At 46.5% G+C, this 19759-nt stretch carries 14 protein-coding genes; 9 read left to right on the top strand and 5 right to left on the bottom strand.

Annotated elements, in window-relative coordinates; genetic code table 11:
- Positions 1-5: 5 nt before the first annotated feature.
- On the bottom strand, positions 6-1550 hold the full coding sequence (gene caiT, locus Q1B47_RS01390; RefSeq protein ID WP_299787462.1) for an L-carnitine/gamma-butyrobetaine antiporter: 1545 nt from the start codon (positions 1548-1550) through the stop codon (positions 6-8).
- A 1114-nt stretch (positions 1551-2664) separates the two neighbouring features.
- Here caiT and Q1B47_RS01385 point away from each other — a divergent pair.
- The 8 genes from Q1B47_RS01385 (at position 2665) to Q1B47_RS01350 (ending at position 11639) form a co-directional block, all read left to right on the top strand.
- Positions 2665-3438 carry an electron transfer flavoprotein gene (locus Q1B47_RS01385; RefSeq protein WP_299787459.1) on the top strand — a complete coding sequence of 258 codons (774 nt, stop codon included), beginning with the start codon at positions 2665-2667 and terminating at the stop codon, positions 3436-3438.
- Between the two features lie 8 nt (positions 3439-3446).
- On the top strand, positions 3447-4391 hold the full coding sequence (locus tag Q1B47_RS01380; RefSeq protein WP_299787456.1) for an FAD-binding protein: 945 nt from the start codon (positions 3447-3449) through the stop codon (positions 4389-4391).
- 91 nt (positions 4392-4482) lie between these two features.
- Positions 4483-5775 carry an FAD-dependent oxidoreductase FixC gene (fixC, locus tag Q1B47_RS01375; protein ID WP_299787452.1) on the top strand — a complete coding sequence of 431 codons (1293 nt, stop codon included), beginning with the start codon at positions 4483-4485 and terminating at the stop codon, positions 5773-5775.
- Positions 5772-6059, top strand: a complete 288-nt coding sequence (locus tag Q1B47_RS01370; RefSeq protein ID WP_299787449.1) for a 4Fe-4S dicluster domain-containing protein — start codon at positions 5772-5774, stop codon at positions 6057-6059. Before fixC ends, Q1B47_RS01370 begins: the two co-directional genes overlap by 4 nt.
- Positions 6060-6566: 507 nt before the next feature.
- The gene (locus tag Q1B47_RS01365; RefSeq protein ID WP_299787446.1) at positions 6567-7904 is read left to right on the top strand and encodes an MFS transporter; all 1338 of its coding nucleotides are present in this window, start codon (positions 6567-6569) and stop codon (positions 7902-7904) included.
- Positions 7905-8272: 368 nt separating this feature from the next.
- Positions 8273-9406 carry a hypothetical protein gene (locus Q1B47_RS01360; protein ID WP_299788772.1) on the top strand — a complete coding sequence of 378 codons (1134 nt, stop codon included), beginning with the start codon at positions 8273-8275 and terminating at the stop codon, positions 9404-9406.
- 170 nt (positions 9407-9576) lie between these two features.
- Positions 9577-11211 (top strand): methyl-accepting chemotaxis protein, encoded by a 1635-nt coding sequence (locus tag Q1B47_RS01355; protein ID WP_299787443.1) that lies wholly within the window; start codon positions 9577-9579, stop codon positions 11209-11211.
- A 176-nt stretch (positions 11212-11387) separates the two neighbouring features.
- Positions 11388-11639: a hypothetical protein gene (locus Q1B47_RS01350; protein ID WP_299787440.1), complete on the top strand. Its 252-nt coding sequence runs from the start codon at positions 11388-11390 to the stop codon at positions 11637-11639.
- 193 nt (positions 11640-11832) lie between these two features.
- Here the strand turns inward: Q1B47_RS01350 and Q1B47_RS01345 are convergent, their stop codons facing one another.
- Positions 11833-14355 carry a zinc-dependent metalloprotease gene (locus Q1B47_RS01345; protein WP_299787437.1) on the bottom strand — a complete coding sequence of 841 codons (2523 nt, stop codon included), beginning with the start codon at positions 14353-14355 and terminating at the stop codon, positions 11833-11835.
- 382 nt (positions 14356-14737) lie between these two features.
- Positions 14738-15628 carry a LysR family transcriptional regulator gene (locus Q1B47_RS01340; RefSeq protein WP_299787434.1) on the bottom strand — a complete coding sequence of 297 codons (891 nt, stop codon included), beginning with the start codon at positions 15626-15628 and terminating at the stop codon, positions 14738-14740.
- Between the two features lie 169 nt (positions 15629-15797).
- On the opposite strand from Q1B47_RS01340, the gene Q1B47_RS01335 reads away from it, so the two are divergent.
- Positions 15798-16232, top strand: a complete 435-nt coding sequence (locus Q1B47_RS01335) for a carboxymuconolactone decarboxylase family protein (RefSeq protein ID WP_299787431.1) — start codon at positions 15798-15800, stop codon at positions 16230-16232.
- A gap of 137 nt (positions 16233-16369) precedes the next feature.
- Here the strand turns inward: Q1B47_RS01335 and Q1B47_RS01330 are convergent, their stop codons facing one another.
- Positions 16370-18805: a TonB-dependent receptor gene (locus tag Q1B47_RS01330; protein WP_299787428.1), complete on the bottom strand. Its 2436-nt coding sequence runs from the start codon at positions 18803-18805 to the stop codon at positions 16370-16372.
- A 378-nt stretch (positions 18806-19183) separates the two neighbouring features.
- Complete coding sequence (locus tag Q1B47_RS01325) at positions 19184-19690, bottom strand: hypothetical protein (protein ID WP_299787425.1); 507 nt, start codon at positions 19688-19690, stop codon at positions 19184-19186.
- Positions 19691-19759: the final 69 nt, after the last annotated feature.

Below are 19759 nucleotides of genomic sequence, written 5' to 3'. Positions count from 1 at the left end.
CAGGACTAAGAAGCCCATTTGTTTTTACCCGCATCTTTCAAGAAAGAGATAATCACCAAGATATTGACGATAACCAGCGGTGCACCACCGGCAATAATCGCCGTCTGTAGTGGCTTAAGTCCGCCCAGTGATAACAGTACGATACCGATAACACCAACCAGAACTGACCAACCTACACGGATCCAAACTGGTGGCTCGTTGTCTGCGTCAGCACCCTTACAGGTAGACATAGCCAGGGTGTATGAACAGGCGTTAATCAGGGTGACAGTTGCAAGGAAACATAGAATGAAGAAGCCCCACATGGTGATAGTGCTCATCGGTAGTGCAGCCCAGGTTTCGATGATGGCACGTGGTGCACCATGGTCAGCAATAAGCTGTGGCATGTTGATGATATTTTCATTCATCAGGTTCATGGTGTTACTGCCCAGAATAGTCCACAGGAACCAGGTAGAAGCAGTCAAACCGGCAACCATAGTCAGACAAAGTTCACGTACGGTACGGCCACGAGAGATCTTAGCCAGGAAGATACACATCTGGATGCCATATACGACCCACCATGCCCAGTAGAACACGGTCCAGTCTTGTGGCCAGCTGCCTTCACTGATTGAGCTTGTATAGAAGAGCATGCGAGGCAAGTAGTCCAGCATCACACCCACTGACTCGGTGAAGTAGTTAACTGTGAAGCTGGTTGCGCCGATAAGGAACACCCAAAACAGCATGATGATACTCAGGTAGCTACGCAGATCACTCGCAATCTTGATACCCTTGGTCAGACCGAAGGCTACACACACAGCGTTGAAGATAATCCATACAGAGATAACGATGGTATCGACTTCGATGGTGCGTGGAATACCGAACAGCCATTGAATACACTCAGTTACCAAAGGTGTCGCCAGACCAAGGCTGGTACCCATAGCGAGGATCAAGGCAACTACATAGACATTATCGATGAACGAACCGAGTACACCTTTGTGATGTTTACCCAGAACAGGCTCTAATGTGCCGCTTGGACGAACCACATCCATCTTCTTAACGAAAAGGAAGTAACCTAATGCCACGGTGAAGAAGCCATATCCCATCCAAGGCAGTGGGCCCCAGTGGAAGAGACTATAGGCAACACCCAACTCTTTGGCCTGAACCGAGAGAGATTCAAGCTCGAAAGGAGGATAGGTCACATAGTAGTAGACCTCCAGCGATCCCCAGTACAGTACAGCAGCTGAGGTACAGGATGCGAACATCAGGAAGATCCAACTTCCGGTACTGAACTCAGGCTTTTCCTGACCTAAGCGGTTATTTGCATATGGTCCCCAGACCAACCAGGCCCAACCAGCAGCCATAAAAATCATGTACCACTCAAATGCCCATCCCCATGAGTGGGTCAAGTAGTGAAATACATCACCAATAACGATATTTGCCGCGTCCAGATCCCTTACGGTCAAGTAAGAGAGCAATATGACGGCAATCAATGAAGGGAAAAAGATTTTAGGTTCAATCGTAACCTTCTTCTTTTTTCCTGCAGTGAGATCTACATCCATAGTTTTTTCATTCATCTTAATACATCTCCCTCTTTTTTTTAGGAGGATAATAGTTAAGGCTTCGAAGTTCTTTCAATCTGTGTATTTACCTGACTCAACAATCAGCACATACCCAATCAAAATAAAACAAATTAGACTCAAGCCAATCATTAAGCTTAATTAAAAACGCAAATCAAAATAACCTAACTCGCCTTTTTCATTTTCTTACCAATAGATAATAACCAATAATAAAACATCTTAAGCTTATCAATTAATACCTCTTGGCTGACGGCAGAATAATGCATTCACTAATCCTCTTATTCAGTGATCGTTATCACGTTCATTTGAAATAGAAAAAAATTGAAAAAAACCACTAAAAAAATGGTGTTACCCCCATCACAAAACAGGGGGTAAAGATGAGGTAAAAAGGAGCGTCAATTTAAGCTTTAGCCAGCCTGAAACCACAACAAAAACAAGCAGCGAAACAACCAAATGGCAACCGTAAACACTTGATTTGACTACACTTAGCATCATGCAAAAATTATTGGCTAAAACCCGTAACCGTTAAAATACAAGTGGAGAACAGGTAAAAAATATGAGTCAAAAATAGTATTTCTAATAGTGATATTAGTATGGCTAAAACCCCGTATTAGCAGAGCTAACATTAATATTAGAGCGGCTAAAAAACCACATAAAAACATTGAAAAAGAGATGGCATTAGCAGGGCTAATATTATTATTACACCAGCTAAAAACCCTTGTATTTAAAGAGCTAAACGGTCACTGAAATCAGGCCTATTAGAACCGCTAATATTAACGTTAGAAAGCCTAACAGCAAACAATTAATAAGTGTGACCCGTCTAACATTAGCGCTGACAATTCTAACCATATAATTGCACAGCCTACTAAATCAACATACGGTAATAAAACAATATACTTTTAAACTAAATACTAGATACATATTGAAATCGCTATAAATGATTTACTAATAACACCTATAGATAAGAGTTCTGATAAGCCGGATTGGCAACAAACAATAAGCATGCAGCGGTTTGACCATCAAGACATTATCTAAGGCGGCACTGGTAAGTTAATAGACATATAGCCATATATTGAATTTAGAAGTATGTAATATCTAAACTGGAGAAATAATGAAAATTATTACATGTTACAAACTCGTTCCTGAAGAGCAAGATATCGCAGTGAAAGCTGACGGTGTTCTGGACACCAGCAAAGCAGCACCAAAGATCAACCAATTTGACCTCAATGCGGTAGAAGCTGCGGTAGAGATCAAAGCCATGGTTGGTGAATGCAGCATTACCGCCTTAAGTGTAGGTGGCAAGGCTCTGGATAACCCTAAAGCACGTAAAGATATCCTCTCTCGCGGTCCTGACGATCTAACTGTAGTGGTTGATGAGAAATTTGAACAGACTCTGCCACACCAAACGGCTCGTGTCCTTGCCGCAGCAGCACAGAAAACAGGTTTCGACCTGATTGTTTGTGGCGACGGTTCCGGTGACCTTTACGCTCAACAGGTTGGTATGCAACTTGGTGAACTGTTACAGGTAGCTACCATCAACGCAGTGAGCAAAATCGTTTCGGCTGAGCCTGGCAAAGTCACCGTTGAAAGATCATTAGACGATGAAGTTGAAGTTCTTGAGATCACGTTGCCAGCGGTTATCTCTGTTTCAGCAGACATCAACGAGCCATCTATCCCATCGATGAAGACAATCTTAGCTGCAGGCAAGAAGCCGGTAACTAAGTTAGCAGCCGAAGAGATCGAAGTTGCAGAGATTCCGGCTCTGGTTGAATCAGTTTCAGTACTGGCACCAAAACAGGCCGAACGTAAGCAGATCATTATAGACGGCGATGATGAAGAGAAAGTCGCAGAATTTGCAGAACACCTGCGCAAAGCACTTAAGTAAGGGGAAAAATGATGAGCAAACTGTCAAATGTATGGGTATTTAGTGATATCGCTTCCCGTTTACCAGAAGTTATCGCAGGTGGTGTTGAGCTGGGCGAAAAAGTATCTGCTTTCGTCATCGGCTCTGAAGATGAGATAGCTAAGGCTTACTCACTGGGTGCAACCCATGTGTACTACCTGGGTGAAAAAGATGACGGCAAAGTCATCGAAGATTATGCAGACACAATGGCACACGCTATCTCGAACGGCGATGCAAACACCTTAATGCTCCTCGGTGCCACCAAGCGCGGCAAAGCTCTGGCGGCAAAATTAGGTGTTCAACTTAACGCAGGTGTTATCAATGACGCCTCTGAAGTCACTGTAGCTGACGGCGTTATTGCTAAACATATGGTCTATGGCGGTCTGGCGATCGGTGAAGAGAAGATCGTATCACCAATCGCTCTTGTCACTATCGGTAATGGTGTATTTGAAGCTGCCGAAGCCGACAGCTCAAAGACCGGTGAAGCAGTTGCTGTTTCATATATCGAGCCAAAAGCGGCTATCAAGTGCATCGAACGCCGTGCTAAACAGGGTGAGAGCGTTGACTTAGGTAAGGCAAAACGCGTTATTGCTATCGGTAGTGGTATCGGTAAGCAGGAAAACCTACAGATGGTTGCCGACCTGGGCTCTGCAATCGACGCAGAACTCGGCTGCTCTCGTCCGATCGCAGAAACAGAGAAGTGGATGGAACGCGAGCGCTATATCGGTGTTTCAGGTGTCATGCTTAAGCCAGAGCTCTATCTGGCACTGGGTATCTCAGGTCAGATCCAGCACATGGTAGGCGCACTGAGTTCACAGACTATTCTTGCGGTAAACAAAGATAAGAATGCACCTATCTTCCAATATGCTGACTACGGAATTGTCGGCGACCTAAACAAGGTCGTTCCGGCACTGATCAGCGCCTTTAAAGGTTAATTGAAGATCGGGCACGATTTATCTCCCGACGTAACACCGGGCAAATAAAAGCCCGGTGTTAAAACCAAAACTATGTGAAGAGTAAATTTGTATGTCAGAAGAAGCATTTGACGCGATTATCGTAGGAGCCGGGCTTGCTGGATGCGTTGCCGCATATGTTTTAGCAAAAGAGGGAGCGGATGTTCTCGTCATTGAGCGCGGCAACTACGCCGGCAGTAAGAACATGACAGGCGGCCGCCTCTACGCTCATAGCCTGGAGAAGGTTATTCCCGGTTTTGCTAAAGAAGCACCAGTTGAAAGAAAAGTCACCAAAGAGAAAGTCACCTTCCTGACCGATGATACCGGCGTTACCCTGGATTACCATAACGGCCGGGAGCAAACTTCGGTTCAGGAATCATATACCGTATTAAGGGGTGATTTTGATCAATGGCTGATGGCGAAAGCCGAAGAGGTTGGTGCCCAGTTCATTACCGGTATTCGTGTCGATGAACTCATCACCAAAGATGGTAAAGTCGTGGGTGTTCAAGCCGATGGCGACGAGCTGTTAGCTAAGGCAGTTATTCTGGCGGAAGGTGTTAACCCTGTACTCGGCGAAAAACTGGGAATGGTTAAGCCTAAGGTAAACGCCGATGCTATGGCCGTTGGTGCAAAAGAGCTTATTGAGCTTCCAAAAGAGGTCATTCAAGACAGATTTAACCTGTCCGATGACGAAGGTGCGGCATGGCTTTTCGCCGGTTCACCATCTAATGGACTGATGGGTGGTGGCTTTATCTACACCAATCAGACGACCGTATCATTGGGTATCGTTTGCGGATTGCACGGCATTGGTGAATCAGATAAAACCGTCCCACAGATGCTGGAAGATTTTAAAAACCACTCCATGATTAAGCCACTGATTGAAGGCGGTAAGCTGCTTGAGTATTCGGGGCATGTGGTACCTGAAGCCGGCCTGAATATGGTACCAAAGCTGATCGATGACGGCGTTTTAATCACCGGAGATGCTGCCGGATTCTGTCTGAACATAGGCTACACCGTTCGCGGTATGGATCTTGCCATCGCCTCTGGCGAAGCCGCGGCTAAAGCCGTATTAGCGGCACGTGCAACAGATGATTTCAGTGCACAAGGCTTATCTTCTTATCAGACTCTTTTGGAAGACAGCTTCCTGATGAAAGATCTGAAACTCTATAAAAACCTGCCTGCATTCATGGAAACCCCCAGGATCTTCAACGAATATCCAAAAATGGTTGCCGACATAATGGAAAGCATGTTCACGGTAGATGGCAGAGAGTCGCAGCCACTACGTAAGACCCTGATGAAGCATTGTAAAGAAGTGGGTTACATGAACCTGATTAAAGATGGCATTAAAGGAGTGACTGCAATATGACCGAACCAGTCAATGTAGACGTTAAACTTGGCGTCAATAAGTTCCATGTTGACGAAGGGCACCCACATATTATCTTAAAAGATAATCCTAATATGGGTGAATACCGTAAACTTGTGAACGCCTGCCCCGCCGGACTATATAAGCTTGAGGAAGATGGGACCATACGTTTCGATTCTGCCGGCTGTCTGGAGTGCGGTACCTGCAAATTCCTGTGCGGTGACACCATTCTGGAAAAATGGGAATATCCGAGAGGAACATTCGGCATCGAATATCGATACGGATAATCATAACGAAATTGGGTATCTCTGATACCCATATTTCTGGCCCCTACAAATTTAGAGTCAGAATAATATTTTAGAGACAAAGGTTACTGAGTATTAAATAACAACAATCAGTACTTTTAATATTTGGATTTAGCTTAATTAACAAGCGCGCAAGTTCATAACATTGGTGAACAAGCATGTGCTTAAAATATAAAGCCCATAGGCTTATTTGTTCGATGCGCGGTAGAAGCTAAAAATAAAGCTCAACCAAATAAAGCATTACCCTATATACAAAATAAATTTCACAATTTACAAAAAAAATTAAAGATATAATCAAAAACACTGGTTACATCACCATTATTGAAATGTAAATATTGTAATATTTTGACATGGGATTATCTGATTCGGTGAAATATTCGCTAGTACAAAATTAGTTCAATAATAATTTTGAAGCGTCTTTATAACCTTTCGTAACCAGGATTGTTGCGAACACTCTTAATAGAACAAATAAAGTCGGTGGTTAGTAGTATGAATTCAAAGAAAAACTTCGATGATATGGAATTTACTCCACTTCATAGAAAAATCATGCTTTGGGGAAGCGGAGGACCATTTTTAGATGGTTATGTATTAGTCATAATTGGACTGGCCCTTCAACAGCTCACGCCAGAATTAGGTTTAGATGCACAGTGGTTAGGTTTAGTTGGTGCCGCAACTCTGGCCGGCTTATTTATCGGAACAGCATTATTTGGCTACGTCGCAGATCTTGTTGGCCGTAAAAAAATGTTTATGATTGATATAGTTGCAATTGCCGTACTTTCTTTCGCAACTATGTTTGTCTCATCCCCCATCGAGTTAGTTATTTTACGCTTCTTAATCGGTATCGTGATCGGCGCCGATTACCCCATCGCAACCTCTATGGTCGCCGAATTCTCACCGACCAAGCAACGCGCATTCACAATGGGATTCATCGCCGCCATGTGGTACGTTGGCGCCACTGCAGCCAATATGGTCGGCTACCTTCTCTATGATGTTCAAGACGGTTGGAGATGGATGTTTGGTAGTGCGGTTATCCCCTGTCTCGTTATTTTACTGGGTCGTTTTCATCTTCCGGAATCTCCAAGATGGTTACTCAAAAAGGGCCGTGTTAAAGAGTGCCGCGAAATAATGCATACATTCTTTGGCAAAGATGTTGATATTAGTTTCGAAGAGGCTGAAGAAACTAAATATAGCAAACTGTTTGAACCAATATATTTAAAAAGAATTATATTTATCGGCACGATTTGGAGCTGCCAGGTAATTCCAATGTTTGCCATCTATACCTTTGGACCTCAAATAATCGAGCTACTTGGCTTTACCGAAGGGCAAGATGCTGCACTGGGTAATATCGTTATCAGTATCTTCTTCATGGCCGGGTGTATTCCAGCTATGTACTGGCTGAACTCTATCGGTCGTCGACCACTCTTGATCGGTAGCTTCGGTATTATGACTGCCTCGCTTGCACTGCTTGGCATAGTACAAGACCCAAGTATCTGGTTGATTGTAGGTGCCTTTGCAGTATATGCATTCTTCTCTGGTGGACCTGGGATCCTGCAGTGGCTCTATCCTAATGAGCTGTTTCCAACCGAGATCCGAGCATCGGCCGTAGGTGCGGTAATGTCCTTCAGCCGAATAGGAACCATAATCTCGACTTATGCGCTCCCTATTTATATGGCCACCTATGGAATATCTTCGACATTACTAGCAGGAGCTGTGATATCTCTGATTGGACTGGTTGTTTCTATATTTATGGCACCGGAGACGAGAGGATTAACTCTCGAAAAAACAAGCTCTGTAGATTTCTCAGCTTCAGTTGAACTAAATAGATAGAGTAAATATAAGTTTAAAAAGGAGTCCCGTACACCTGAAAATACGCACAGATACTGTACGGGGCTCAAGAGATTACCAAATTGGGATATAAACTTATAATTTAAGTCTATAGCTCCAAATATTTAACCGTCGAAATATCAAGATGTACATTCGGCAGAATCATTTATAAAAAGGAGGATGTCCGCACAGTCAGAAATGGATGTCGACAATGTCCGGAAACAACAAACAAATATATGACCTGTAATTAAATGGGCAAAAATTCAATTACCCGAATTTAATTACAACCTTACTTATATATAAGCACGAGCCTTTAGAAATATAAGTGCGAACTAAGCACTGTATAACTTAAATATAATTGGAATATAATGATGATGAAAACTAACAAAACGTTTTGTGTCTCTCTTATTGCAAGCGCTATTGCATTAAGTAGCTTCAACACCATGGCAGCAGCCGAAGAGGATGGCATTAATATTGGTGGTGCCGTACGGGTTAATTATTCATATAAAGATTACAGTGAGAGCTCAAAAGATAAAGCCGGTGATCTAACATTTGATATGGCATCACTACGCTTTGACGGCAAACTGGGTAACTGGGGATTAAAATCTGATTACCGTTTCACATCAAGCACTAACTATATTAAATACGGCTACGGCTACTACGACCTAAGTCCGGAGTGGGAGCTGCAATTTGGTATCAACCAGGTTCCTTTCGGCAACATAGGCTATATCTCTAACAGCTACTGGTTCGGTCTGCCATACTACCTTGGCTTCGAAGACGACTATGATGTCGGTGTGAAAGCCACCTTCCAGAAAAATGGTTGGCATACGGATATGGCCTTCTACAAAAATGCCGAATATGCAGCGAGTGAGAACAAGCAGTACGCGGCAGACCTATACACAGGCACCATCAACGGTACCGAGTATAACAACGAAGAGACAAACCAGATCAACCTGCGTCAAGCCTACACAATGGAACACCAGGGCGGCTCAACCACTTTTGGTGCCTCTGTTGAAGCTGGTCAGATCTACAACTCTAAAACCGGTAACAATGGCGACAGATATGCCATTGCCGCTCACCTGGACAGCAAGTTCAATGGTTGGAACCTACAGCTTCAAGCCATGCAGTATGAATATGATGCGGCTGACAGCATGGATGAAAACAAGATCGCCATCTCAGTGGTCAGCTGGCAGTATGAAATTGCCTCTAAGGGACAGGTGTACAACGTCAACCTATCGAAAACTATTCCTACCGAATGGGGTAGCGTGAAGTTCTATAATGACTTCGGATTGATGACACCGGATGTTGCCGACAAAACCTACGATGACAGTATGCAAAACGTATTGGGTGCGGCCATTTCTGCCGGTCCAACCTATACACATATCGACTTCATCATGGGTAAGAACATGACCTTCTCAACGGCAAACAACGACCATATCGGTCTGCCTGAAGTCGGTGATGATTGGGACAAGCGCTTCAACATCAGCATGGCTTACTACTTCTAAGCACAAGCACGGAAGAGGCTGGCAGTGGGCTTCACCCAGGCTCATTGCTCCTCTTCTCATTTAGGGTCAGCACGTTCTCATCTCGACGCATTAAATGGACATCTTATGACCCAGCCTTCGCCCTATCGAAGGCTTTTTTTTTATCACCAAAGGAATGAGGATCTCTGGTTATGTTCAACCTTAAAAACCTATCGGTTAATAACAAAATCGCCCTGGCCTTCAGCTGTATCGCCGTCGCGGTCATTGCCCTTAGCATGCTGTTTATATCGGGACTGAATAACACCCGCGATAATATTCTGACCCTGACAGATGAAGTCCTGCCCAATGTGTTACTGGTCGAGAAGATAAAGTTTGTCACCATCTTCATCCGTCGTGATCAGTTCTCTTTTCTGCCCAGTATCGGTGACCCGGCGATGAAGAGCTGGATGCAGACTACCGACAACATGATCAATGATGTCACTAAGATGATCAACACCTATGAAAAGAGCATCCAGACAGAGGAGGAGCGCCAGGCATTTATCCAGGCCAGGGAGAACTGGCATAAATACCTAAGCGCCCAGAGCGGCTTCAATGACATAGTGCTGCAAAACGATCTGTCTGGGGCGAACAAGTATCTGCTGAGCTCATATAAGCAGTTTAACAAGATGCAAGATGCCTTGACGCAGCTAACAGAGATCAACGTAGCCCGAACAGACAAAGACCGCATCAATACCCTTGAAGGTGTCAGCACTGCAACCATGAAGACCTACATCGGCGTAGGGGCACTATTTGTTCTGATGACGATAATGACCCTTTTCCTCGGGCGGCAGATTCGAAATCCTCTGCGCGCCGTAATGGCCATGGCTGAGGAGATAGCCAACGGTAACCTGACTCATCAGATAGATCGCGACCAGATAGGCAATGACGAACTTGGACAGCTGGCCGACTCCTGCATCAGCATGCAGAAGAACTTGCGTGAACTGGTCAATGAGATAGGTGGTGCCGTAGTGCAGCTAAGTGCCTCTATCGAAGAGGTTAGCGCCATCAGCGAGCAGTCATCCCAGGGGATGTCACAGCAACAAAATGAGATCACTATGGTTGCCACAGCGATGCAGCAGATGCAGGCAACCGTCAACGAAGTCGCCATGAATACTGAAGAGGCCTCAAGCTCGGCAAATTCGGCAACCGAACGTGCCGATCAGGGAAATAAAGAAGTTCAGCAGAACATGATTGAGATCCAGCAGGTTTCAGAAGTGATCGAAAATGCCGGTGAGATGGTAGCCCAGCTTGAGAAAGACTCGGCCAGCATCTCCATGGTGGTCGATGTCATCGGGGGCATCGCCGAGCAGACTAACCTGCTGGCCCTTAATGCGGCCATCGAAGCGGCACGCGCCGGCGAGCAGGGACGAGGCTTTGCGGTCGTCGCCGATGAGGTGCGCACACTGGCAGGCAGAACTCAGGACTCCACCCGCCAAATCGTAGAGATAATCGAAAAGCTTCAGGTTCGCGCCGTCGAGGCCGGGGCCGCGACTAAGCAAAGCTGTGAGATGATACGTACCTGCGTAGAGCAGACCCACGCCACCGGCGAGAAGATCTCCGAAATTGAACAGGCGGTCACTCAGATAGCCGCAATGAATATTCAGATAGCCAGTGCCTGCAGCGAACAAAATTCGGTGACCGAAGATCTCAGCCGTAGTGTAGAAACTATCAATATATCCTCATCGGAAGCGGCAACCGGAGCCGGACAGACGGCTCAATCCTGTATCGAGTTAAGCCAGCTCTCTTTGGGTCTCAAGAGCATGGTGGATCAGTTTAAGACCGCTTAATTCCACTCAACATAATAGCCTGCGCTTATCCTGGCTCTGTGGCACATCGCCACAGAGCCTTTATCTTTTTAGCTAAACCAAGCTCTTTTTATTACAATACTCGCAAACATTAGCCATATAGGCGCCTCACTGATCATTATTTCGGTGAGCACTCACTCTGAACAAGCATAAAACTGATGGCAAAACCCAATAAGAAGGGCCCTACCCGCACCGTCGACATCTTCTGTGCTAAATGTAAGGCCCAGCTGTTTAAATATCGAAAGGGAGGCAAAGGCGCCCTGGTCAAATGCTTCAAGGAGCGTATTGTCGAAGACTACACTAAGCTCGCCTGCACCTGCCCCGGATGCGGCCAGCTCTTTGCCCGGGACACTCTGGTCAGAGGTACCCCCGCATTTAAGATGGTGGGCGGAAAGGTCACGTTTAAATAGCTCCGCTCCTCACCTACCGAATCAGGAAGTTGCTTTAAACCGGAGCTCGGCTTGATGTTGGTTTACCTATCCGAACTCAGATGGTTCCGGTTTGAGCGACTATGCCAGAAGATGACCCGAATTGCTGCCGGGTCATCTTACTTGGCACAGATATAACCCCCCTTTAATGCTTAATGCAATTGAAAGAGAGACATCAAGCCTCGAAGGCTTTCTCTATCAACAGATCAACATAGGCCTTGTGAGCCTTGGTCGCTTCATCGGCTCCCCAGGGGAGGCTCCTGTGCAGAATTGACTGCAGCTGGTTCACGGCAGAAGACTTAGCCAGATGACCGTATTTAGAGTCATGGCCGAGTCCCGCGACTTTGATCAGGCGCTGCACATACTCAATCTGCAGGTTCTGGCTGGTAGACTTGAGCGCCTTTGAATCGATAAAGATCGCCGAGGTGAGATCATTCATAAACGTATAAAGACCGTACTCGTTACCGTAAAGTTCGCTATCTGAAATGCGCTGCAATACATTGGTGTGCAACAGATGACTCAGCACCGAAGATTGAAGGTTAAGCACCATCTTGTGCGCTTTGGGATCTTCATTTTTTCCTGAATGATCAAAGCCTCTTCGCTGGTGCTGCATGTAACCATAAAGTGGCTCTAAGGCAGCTAAGGTGTTCTCGGAAAACACATATTCAGCCAAGGCATTCATGGCCTGTTTTTGCGTTTCAGCTGCCACGGGGGTGTATGGGACAGTTCCCGGTGTTTTGCCTGCATCGACAAAACTCCGGTCGATATTCACCCCACCTATTTGACGGGAGATCACCACAGCTTGTTTTTTATACTCCCCATAGAGAACATTCACTGAGGTCAACAACTGCTGATAGGACCCGCCCTCTACTAGGGTTTTCCCCTTAAGTTCACTCAAATTTCGGTTAATCAACGCTATTCTGTCAACGGCATAGGCTACAGGGTTAGATGACATATCCCCGGTCATAATGAGTGGATCGATATGCATCCCGGTGCGGCGCATATCATCGGCATCGTTCCCGAAGGCTAATTCCCTCTCCGATGAACGACGCAATATGGCATCTAACCGCTCTTTTTCGGCAACTTTATCATCCAGTGCCACAGAGTAACCATACTCTATAGCCCAATAATCATAGGGGCCCAGCTCAGTCTGAAAATAATCCCCCTGCTCTACACCTATAGGAGCCAGATTAACCGGGGCATACTCCATCACAGAGCCGGTGAGCGCCCCTTGAGTGACAGCCTTATTGTGTACCTCTTTTTCATCCCACAGGGTTGAAGCCTTCATGTTATGATTTAAGCCAAGCGTGTGCCCAACTTCGTGCATCACCAACATACGAAGCCCCTCCTCCAGGATGGCCTTTTGCGTCATCTCACCACTGGCCAGGGTTTGTGCCAATAACTGGCCCTCTTGTAGCTGATGGCCCGAGCTGCAACTAAGCTGAGCACTCAAACCCGAAGCTTGTGCTTCACTCCCATAGTGAGAGGCTGTCGCTCCCTGGCTATAGATCTGTTCGACAGCCAGGTTATTTCTCATGAAACGATATTCCAGTATCAGATCGGCTCCCAGGATCTCTCCGGTCAACGGGTTAGAGACTGCACCACCATAACCGTTAGTTAATGGCTTAGGTGACGACATCCAGCGCAACACATTGTAGTTTATATCCCCCGCATCCCAGTCGGCATCATCGGGTTGTATCTTGACCTGAATGGCATTCTTAAAGCCCACTTTTTCAAAGGCCTTATTCCAGGTTAATACCGCTTGCTTAATCGTATCTCGCCACTCATAGGGGGTGGTGTTCTCGATCCACCAGGTAATAGGCTTAACTGGTTCAGATAAAGTGGCTGAGGGGTCCTGTTTCTGCAGATCCCAGCGCACAATCACATCTTCATAAGGCGCCCATGTGGTGGAAGTTTTATTATCAAACTGGTGGGTGAAGTAACCTACCCTTGCATCATCGCGGCGAGGCTCAAACCTGTTCTCAGGTAATTCAATAAAGGAGTGTTGGATCTTAATGGCCGCCACCCGAGGATCTGTTAGCGCAACAGAGCCCACTCCTCTGGGGTTATCGTTGTTAAACACATATTCGGCGACAACATCAACATTGTTATCATAGGTACGTTTCTTGATGATGCGAGACTTACCCGTATCCAGTTTTCCAAGTTGAAACTGCTCTTTATTACTACTCCCGTTAGCCCGGTGGGAGACTTGACTGAGAGCATCACTTAAAAACAGCTCATCGACATTAACCACCAGCTTGCCGTCTTGTTCGCCCTCAATTTTCAGGCTCGCCAGCACCGCCTCGCTGATATTTGCATCCTTGGCCCTACTGAGTGGGCTGCCTTCATCAAAGATAAAGCGAGGCGATTTAGCCACAATATCGATACGATCGAAATAGCGTCTGAACTCAACTATCTTCTCTTCGCGCTTAAAACCTCTGAAATCCCAGGTATCGGCCAGACCGTCGACGGTGTGAGCCGCATATAATAGAGGTGTATTCAGCTGCTCCTTTCGAATCAACATCAAGGTTTCACCGCTGCTTCTGTCCTGGTAAAAACTGAAAAGCCCCTTTGACTCTATCTTACCGGCTAACATATCACTCAGTGTTTGCTGCCCGGTTTCACTATCGGCAGCTAACACAGGATTCATGCCCGCTATCGATAAGATAACGGCTAAAGAGAGGGTAGATAACTTCATTTTATTTCCTTTCTGATTGACTATTATTTTTGTTCAGCACACTTAACATCATGAATTTCAGCTGCACAAACGCCCTCTTCCTGCAGAAGAGTTTCACAGAATTAATAAATCGAAATTTCCCCGGGCCTGATATCGAATACTAATCGAGAAGCTGCTTGAACTTACACGAGTGCAATAGGTTGAACTAAAACCTGCCTGTAACATCCACGAATCATCTGTTAAAACAATTCGAGTGGTAGGTTGTACTTTAGTTCAATTTAAATATCAGTAGTGAGACCCGTCGCTATCACACTATCGGTAATTGCCGATAGTGTTCTCGACATGAGTAAAACAGATGCTTTGTGGATCTAATGAAGTGGGGGAGCGATATCCAGGATCTACTTTATCTTAACCACTCAATGAGAAAATCGAGAAAAGCACGTATATGGGGCTTGGGGTATTGAGTGCCTTTATAGATAGCAAATATTTCACCACTACCCAATGCTCCGTGAGTCGCTTTCCAGTCGGGCAGAAGCTCGATAAGCTGTTTGTTAGCGACATAGGGTTCAACCATCCAGTCGGATAACAGCAGGACACCTCCCCCCTGCAGAGCAGCACTGAGCAGGGGCGAGCCCCCCTTCGAGATTAAGTTTCCTGTAACAGAGACCTTTTTCTCCACTTTTCCCTTACTGAAATGCCAGTGATTCCTCTGCCTTTCATGGCTGATTAGTAGACAGTTGTGGTGTTGCAGGTCTTCCGGTCTGGATATTTTTGAATGACTTTTAATATAGTCGGGTGAGGCAACAAGGGAAGTATGATTGGTAAGAAGCTTTCGCGCCTTCAAACGACTGTCTTGCGGTGTACCAATCCGGATTGCGAGATCGATATTTTCACTATTAAGGTCTACAACTTTATTATCCAGCTCTATCTCTAGTTTCACGTTCGGGTAGAGATCAAGAAATTTTGGAACGAGTGGCGCAAGGTAGATATTACCGAAGCTTTCAAACACTGAAATTCGCAGTATTCCTTCAGGCTCAGGATTACTGCCTTTCATCTCGCTCAACAGCTTATCGGCATCTTGCAGTAACTTAGCCGATTGAAGGTGAAAATATTGCCCCTCTTCGGTGAGAATTAACTTACGGGTGCTCCTCTTAAAGAGTGTGGTCTGTATCAAGGCCTCCAGACTATCAATATTGCGTGCAACCGATGAGGGAGCCATGTTTAATACCTGTGCAGCCTGCGAGAAGCTTCCTGACTCGACAACCTGATCGAACACCTTAATCAAATCTAACACCTGTTCCTCCTACACCAGTCACCTGAGAGTGATGCTTTGTAGTATCCCCAACCTTTGCGTTAAACGCAAAACTATTACAGCTTTAATGAATATTCCAGCAGCATATCGAATAGTGCACAATTTGGTCATCGCAATACTGCGCTCACTTTATTAAAACAGAGAAAATGAAATGTCTAAACGTATAGATCTTGCTCAAACACAACCTGCGGCCCTCAGCGCCATGTTGAATGTTGAAAATTATCTTTCGCTAACAGTGCTTTGTGCTAAGTTGAAAGAACTGATTAAGATACGCGCATCCATGATTAACCAGTGCGCTTACTGCATTGAAATGCACACGACTGAAGCACTAAAGGCCGGAATCGAACAGCAAAAACTGTTTGCCATATCAGCCTGGAAGGAATCCCCGTTATTCGACGACAAAGAGCGGGCGATTTTATCACTGACAGATGAGATGACCCTGATTGCCGACTCCGCCGTATCGGACGCAACGTATCAGACAGCCCTGAAGCAGTTAGGAGAGGAGCAGTTGGCTGAGGCCATGATACAGGTAATAATGATCAACGCCTGGAACCGCTTTGCCTTAGCGACGCAGATGCAACACTAACTAATCTGCGGCTGTATTAAACCAGTAAAAAAATCAGGCCTCTAAAAATAGAGGCCTGATATCAAGGTTACAGCTTATTACTCGTTACTCGTTACTCGTGGCCCGTAGCTCGTAGCTCGTAGCTCGTAGCTTAAAGCCTACAACTGATAACTGAATGTCAGCTTGGCATTGCGCTCTTCACCCGGCATACCGCCTAAGAACATCGCCTTGTTGTAATAGCTCTCGTTGAGCAGGTTATTCACGTTAAGCTGTAACTTCCAGCTGTCGGTCTGATAACTGACGGCGGTATCTACCACGGTATAACTCGGTACATAACCGGTCGGGATCCCGAATGAGCTGGAGTTAGTGCTGCGCTCATCGACATATTTCGCCCCCAGGCTGATCTCAAGCGGGCTGCTCAGTGAGAACCAGTCGGCGCCATAGGTGACCCAGGCACTGGCGGTGACGTAAGGCACCCCTTTCTGGCGGGTATCATAGCTGCTACGGTTTGGATCTTTCTTATCTCTGGCATCCTGATAGACACCGTTGACATTGATGGCCCACTGCTCATTGAGATGTGCATTCATATCCAGCTCGACGCCTGTGGTCTCTTCGCTGCCATCATAGAAGTTTTCAGGCACATTTGGACCCGATACTCCCGCCTCGTAGTCCGGATTACTGTACTGCAAATTGGTACGAGAGCTCTTGAAGAACACCAGAGAGGTCAGCATCTGATCGTCAAACGCTTTAATTCGCATACCCAGATCATCGCTGATAGATTCAGAGTCCTGCCTGTCCGAGCCATCGCCATTGATGCCACCCAGCATGCTGTATGCCGTGCGCCCCTTGGAGTGGTTGACGAAGAATGACAGGTCATCGGTCGGCATATAGGTCACACCTAAGTTATAGGTGATGCCGTTATCTGTTGTATCGGCTTCCGGCGTCGGCTCTGCGGCGCTGGCGCGATAGCGGGCGTCGACACCGAAGTGCTCATAGCTCTGCTTGATCTCGTTGAATGCGACGCCGATACGGGTCGTGAAACCATAGTCGAAGTAACCGACATGCTGCAGGCCTACGCCCCAGGCATTGACCTTCTTGTTGTAGTTGCTGGTCATCAGAGGATCGTGATCCTCGAAGCTACCTTCGGCCCAGTTCGGATTACGGATATCATAGATATAGGGCAGTGTTCCCTGATAGATAACCTCACCAGCCCTGTTCTTGATCACCTTATCGGCATCATAGATAGAGTACTGTTTGAAACGAATATCTCTGTCTTCGAAGTTGGCATTCACTAACAACTCGTTATCGATACCGGCAAATTCGAAGTCATATCTGAGATCGGCAAAGTACTGCCATGAGGTCTCATCGGCAGAGACCTGACGGTACTCCTGGCGGCGCGCGGCATACGGGTAGAGGACACCGTCTTCGACAAGGGGACCACGGGGATCGGCGTTGATGGTGCCGCGACGATTCCAGTATACATAGTTATAGGCGCCCGTCTGGCGTGAGAAACCTGAGGTGTAATCACGGTACTGCAGCTGCTGGTTCAAAAACAGGTTATCGTTAAAGAAGATGTTATGGGTCAGCTTGAACCTTAGCTCTTCCCCCTCGTTATCTTTCGCCATAGGTGAGATGATCCCATTATGACCAAACTCATAAGGGGTTAAACCATCACTGGCGGCTAACGAGTCTGCTAACTGCTGACGCTGCTCGTCGGTCAACTGGATGCCTTTACCTTCAGGATCATTGATCAGGTCTTCCCAACCCGCCTCACCCGCCGTTTTGCCACCGACCGAGTCGGCATTATAGATCCGGATTGGATGGCCGATTGAGTCTACCGCAATGGCGTCTTTGATATATGAGGCCGACAACATCAGGTCCTGTGAATCATCGAACACATATTTTAGTGAGCTGTACACCTCATCCCTGTCGGTGCCGATATCACGATAACCGTCGCTGCGTGCCGTCTTAGCCACGACGCGATAGGCCAGCTTGTCACTCAACCCGCCGGTGCTGTCCAGGCTTAATGAATAGGTATCCCATTGACCGAGCTCGACACCGATCTCATTTTTAGACTCAAACTGCGGCTTCTTCTCAATCAGGTTTATCACACCACCGGCACTGCCCATGCCATAGAGTCCGGTCGCAGGACCTTTAAGCACCTCGACCGACTCGACATTGGTAAGCGAGCGTGTCGGGTTAAAGGTGTTACCCAGACCCGCACCGCCATACATGCCGTCATAGGTATAGTTTGCGCCCAGGCCGCGGATAACCAGGTTATCCCCGATACCATAGTTGTTACCCGCCTGCGTCACGCCACTGATGTTGCGCACTAAGTCCTGCAGACCGTTGGCGCCCTGAGCGTTAATCAGCTCCTCATCGACAATCACAACCGCCGCAGGCGTTTCCATCAAAGACATATCCGACTTAGTGGCAAGCCCTGAATTCATGACCACCTGATTTTGTCTTCCATAGACGGTGATACGTTCTACATCCGTGTTTTCCAGCCCTTCTGCCTGCACCGCATGAACTGTCATAGGTAAAAATGTCGAAGCACAGGCTACCGCAAGTAGTGAAAAACGAAATTGATTCATCTGTTATCATCCCCTCAAATATTTGAGCGAATGATAACGATTAGCATTTAGATTACAACACCTGTTTCATGGCCTGATACAAATGTGTGCGCCCTGCGGCGGTTTTAGGGTGAACTTTTACAATGTAAAGACGAGCGATTGCTCAACTCTTAATCAACATTGATAATCTCCTCAGCACATTCTGTTTTTACACGGTTATTTAATGAGCTGATTGTTGTCAGGAAACGGCGCAAGCAGAGGAGGTATCTAAAGAGGTAAAGGAGAGGCGGCTATTGAAACAGTCAGAGACTTTGAATCAAAGCCTCTGACTGAATTTGAAATAATGAATCAGCACACTTGAAACCTGCCAAGCCGGATTTGAAGAGGGTTCTGTTTTGACTATCGGTAGATAAGTTCAGGTGACTGTCTGCAGTATTGGATTAAGTGCTCGGTCAGCCTATCGTAGAGATCTTCCTTCACATAGGGCAGCTCTTCAATGTAGACACGGCTATCTAACTCGGTGGGCAGAAGGAAGTGGCTGAGCCTGTACAGATCTTCTGCCGCCGAGCACTTCGCCTCCTCACTCATTGTTGCCGCGATAACCGACCCAGAAGAGGTAAATACCTCAGTGAGAAATGCTATCAAGTTGTCGAACTCCTCATTCCAGTTGAGGTTGCCATTGTTCTGAGCTTCCCAGGCCAGCAGTTCGATCGCACGGATAACCTCCCCCTGAAGGGTATCGGCGCGTCCCGACGAGGGAACCAGGTTCTCCCATATCCACAGTGCTATATCCTGACTGCAGCCGATAAGTTTGATCTGGCCAGAGGCTGCCCCGCTCTGCGGAGAGTGAGAATCCGGTAGATGAGCACCGTTAGTTTGCGGGTCTTGCGTTTGAGTCATTGGCATATAATAGCGGCTTAGTTAATGTATCGGCTTATAACTGATGAGCCCGGCATTGTAATGCCAAGCTCACAA

It is taken from the genome of uncultured Shewanella sp., from assembly GCF_947501225.1.
Lineage (GTDB): Bacteria > Pseudomonadota > Gammaproteobacteria > Enterobacterales > Shewanellaceae > Shewanella.
Note: the sequence above shows the minus strand (reverse complement) of the source record. Positions and strands in the feature narration are given on the sequence as shown.

Excerpts from the sequence above, each read along its gene's own strand:
- caiT (WP_299787462.1), bottom strand. The coding sequence starts at position 1,550 with ATGAATGAAAAAACTATGGATGTAGATCTCACTGCAGGAAAAAAGAAG.
- Q1B47_RS01385 (WP_299787459.1), top strand. The coding sequence starts at position 2,665 with ATGAAAATTATTACATGTTACAAACTCGTTCCTGAAGAGCAAGATATC.
- Q1B47_RS01380 (WP_299787456.1), top strand. The coding sequence starts at position 3,447 with ATGATGAGCAAACTGTCAAATGTATGGGTATTTAGTGATATCGCTTCC.
- fixC (WP_299787452.1), top strand. The coding sequence starts at position 4,483 with ATGTCAGAAGAAGCATTTGACGCGATTATCGTAGGAGCCGGGCTTGCT.
- Q1B47_RS01370 (WP_299787449.1), top strand. The coding sequence starts at position 5,772 with ATGACCGAACCAGTCAATGTAGACGTTAAACTTGGCGTCAATAAGTTC.
- Q1B47_RS01365 (WP_299787446.1), top strand. The coding sequence starts at position 6,567 with ATGAATTCAAAGAAAAACTTCGATGATATGGAATTTACTCCACTTCAT.
- Q1B47_RS01360 (WP_299788772.1), top strand. The coding sequence starts at position 8,273 with ATGATGAAAACTAACAAAACGTTTTGTGTCTCTCTTATTGCAAGCGCT.
- Q1B47_RS01355 (WP_299787443.1), top strand. The coding sequence starts at position 9,577 with ATGTTCAACCTTAAAAACCTATCGGTTAATAACAAAATCGCCCTGGCC.
- Q1B47_RS01350 (WP_299787440.1), top strand. The coding sequence starts at position 11,388 with ATGGCAAAACCCAATAAGAAGGGCCCTACCCGCACCGTCGACATCTTC.
- Q1B47_RS01345 (WP_299787437.1), bottom strand. The coding sequence starts at position 14,355 with ATGAAGTTATCTACCCTCTCTTTAGCCGTTATCTTATCGATAGCGGGC.
- Q1B47_RS01335 (WP_299787431.1), top strand. The coding sequence starts at position 15,798 with ATGTCTAAACGTATAGATCTTGCTCAAACACAACCTGCGGCCCTCAGC.
- Q1B47_RS01330 (WP_299787428.1), bottom strand. The coding sequence starts at position 18,805 with ATGAATCAATTTCGTTTTTCACTACTTGCGGTAGCCTGTGCTTCGACA.
- Q1B47_RS01325 (WP_299787425.1), bottom strand. The coding sequence starts at position 19,690 with ATGCCAATGACTCAAACGCAAGACCCGCAAACTAACGGTGCTCATCTA.